Genomic DNA, 2,161 nt, shown 5'->3' on the forward strand with positions numbered 1-2,161 from the left:
CCGCACATGTGCGGATGAATGTGGGAAGTGTTCGGATGAAGTTGATAATCAAGGGTTGAGCTTATCGAAATGCTCAAAGTTCCATTTTCGGACTAATCAACAGAAAGCTGTGATAAACTAACTCACGCATTACGTGCCCGAGTGGCGGAATTGGCAGACGCAGTGGACTCAAAATCCACCGTTGGCAACAACGTGCGAGTTCGAGTCTCGCCTCGGGCACCATACATGCAAGTGAGCGTTCAAGGGGGTTGCGGCCCCCTTTTTCGTGCCGAACTCGCGTGAGCGCGCGAAGCGTTAAGCAAACAGGCCTGTGGCCTGTCTGTAGCGGAGCGTGGCGAGGGCGCCACGCGCCCGAAGCCCGGGGCTTCGCGAAGCGAAGGCCCTTCGAGTCTCGCCTCGGGCACCATACATGCAAGCGAGCGTTCAAGGGGGTCAAGGCCCCTTTTTCGTGTACGTAATGTGATAACGCGCTGTACGTGTTATTATTCGCAAGGCGTTGTTCCCGCAATGCCCTAAAGAGGAACCCTAGGGTTCCCACCTTTTGGCGCCAATGAGCAGCTGACTGGTCATACAACTTAGATTACCTTCCTCAAATCGAGGAAGTCTATGTGTACGACCTGGTTGCTGAGAAGCGCCGGGTTATTTTTTTATGAATGGAGGTAGGGAAAATAGCTAAGTCTGATGACACCCGCATCAACGACGAGATCACTGCATCTTCGTGCCGTTTGATTGGCGTCGATGGCTCTCAGCTCGGCCTGTTCGCCATCCGCGATGCCCAGCGCGTCGCCGACGATCAGGGTCTCGACCTGGTCGAGATCGCTCCCAACGCGGAGCCGCCGGTCTGCAAGGTCATGGACTACGGTAAGTTCAAGTACCAGCAGGCCATGAAGGCCAAGGCTGCTCGTAAGAACCAGTCCAAGGTCGAGGTCAAGGAAATGAAGTTCCGACCCAAGATCGACGTTGGCGACTACGAGACCAAGAAGGGCCACGTTCTGCGTTTCCTCAAGAAGGGCGCACGCGTTAAGATCACCATCATGTTCCGCGGCCGTGAGATGGCTCACCCGGAGCAGGGCCTTAACGTTCTCGAGCGCCTCGCCGAGGATCTCAAGCCTTACGCTACGGTCGAGTCCAAGCCTAAGATGGAAGGCCGTAACATGCTTATGCTGCTCGCCCCGATTAAGGGCGCCTTCGATGAGGATAAAGCGGCAAGCGATACCAAGTAACTAGTGTTCTGTAACCGATTAAGGAGTATTTCATGCCTAAGATGAAGTCCCACAGCGGCACCAAGAAGCGTTTCCGCAAGACTGGTACCGGCAAGCTTATGCGCGCCAAGGCTTTCAAGAGCCACATCCTGAGCAAGAAGTCCACCAAGCGTAAGCGTGGCTTCCGTCAGGAGACCGAGATCGCCGCTGCCGACCGCAAGGTCATCAAGTCGCGTCTCGCCTAAGTTCGCGTTCCCGTTTTTCGTTTTACCGTCTAGGAGTTGATAGAACATGGCACGTATTAAGCGCGCTGTTGCCGCCAAGAAGAAGCGCCGTACCGTTATGCACCGTGCGAAGGGTTACTACGGTGCCGCTTCGCGTACTTACAAGCATGCTAAAGAGCAGGTCCAGCACTCCCTGCAGTATCAGTATCGTGATCGCCGCAACAAGAAGCGCGAGATCCGTTCTCTCTGGATCACTCGTATCAACGCTGCTGCTCGCCTGAACGACATCTCTTACTCTCAGTTCATGCACGGCCTGAAGGTTGCCGGCATCGAGCTCGACCGCAAGGTCCTGGCTCAGATGGCTTACGAGGATATCGAGTCCTTCAACGAGCTGGCCACCATCGCCAAGAAGGCTCTCGAGGCCTAATAGATTCTCTTGAATCGCTAGGGGAGTGTCGCGTTGTGCGCGGCGCTCCCTCTTTTTATCTGAGGCGCGGTTTACATTGCTAAAAGCGCGGGTAGATAAACACTTACAGGTGACCGATCTCTATATATTCCTGAACCAAAGGGTCATCATCTGATACGTGCGGAAGATCCGCACCAGTCTTTCTATTACCTATAGAAAGCAATATGTTGTGTAGGACTTGTGAAGAGTGGAATTGACGTCCCACAGGGCTTCGCGGTCTGGCAATATATCTCCTTGCCGCGCGGCCCGGTGGAACCGGGAACCAGCGC

3 protein-coding genes and 1 tRNA gene are annotated in these 2,161 nt (G+C 54.7%); all 4 read left to right on the top strand.

The features are described 5' to 3' along the window. Window positions 1-135 precede the first annotated feature (135 nt). A tRNA-Leu gene (locus LK493_RS09990) sits at window positions 136-222 on the top strand. A gap of 431 nt (window positions 223-653) precedes the next feature. Further along, window positions 654-1,223: a translation initiation factor IF-3 gene (gene infC, locus LK493_RS09995; protein ID WP_006234423.1), complete on the top strand. Its 570-nt coding sequence runs from the start codon at window positions 654-656 to the stop codon at window positions 1,221-1,223. A gap of 32 nt (window positions 1,224-1,255) precedes the next feature. Continuing rightward, complete coding sequence (gene rpmI, locus LK493_RS10000; protein WP_006234422.1) at window positions 1,256-1,447, top strand: 50S ribosomal protein L35; 192 nt, start codon at window positions 1,256-1,258, stop codon at window positions 1,445-1,447. Between the two features lie 46 nt (window positions 1,448-1,493). Then, a complete protein-coding gene (rplT, locus tag LK493_RS10005; RefSeq protein WP_006234421.1) occupies window positions 1,494-1,853 on the top strand; it encodes a 50S ribosomal protein L20 in 360 nt (119 codons plus the stop codon). Window positions 1,854-2,161: the final 308 nt, after the last annotated feature.

Origin of the sequence: Collinsella aerofaciens, from assembly GCF_020709435.1 — a bacterium.
In the GTDB taxonomy this organism is placed as follows: Bacteria; Actinomycetota; Coriobacteriia; order Coriobacteriales; family Coriobacteriaceae; genus Collinsella; species Collinsella aerofaciens_AU.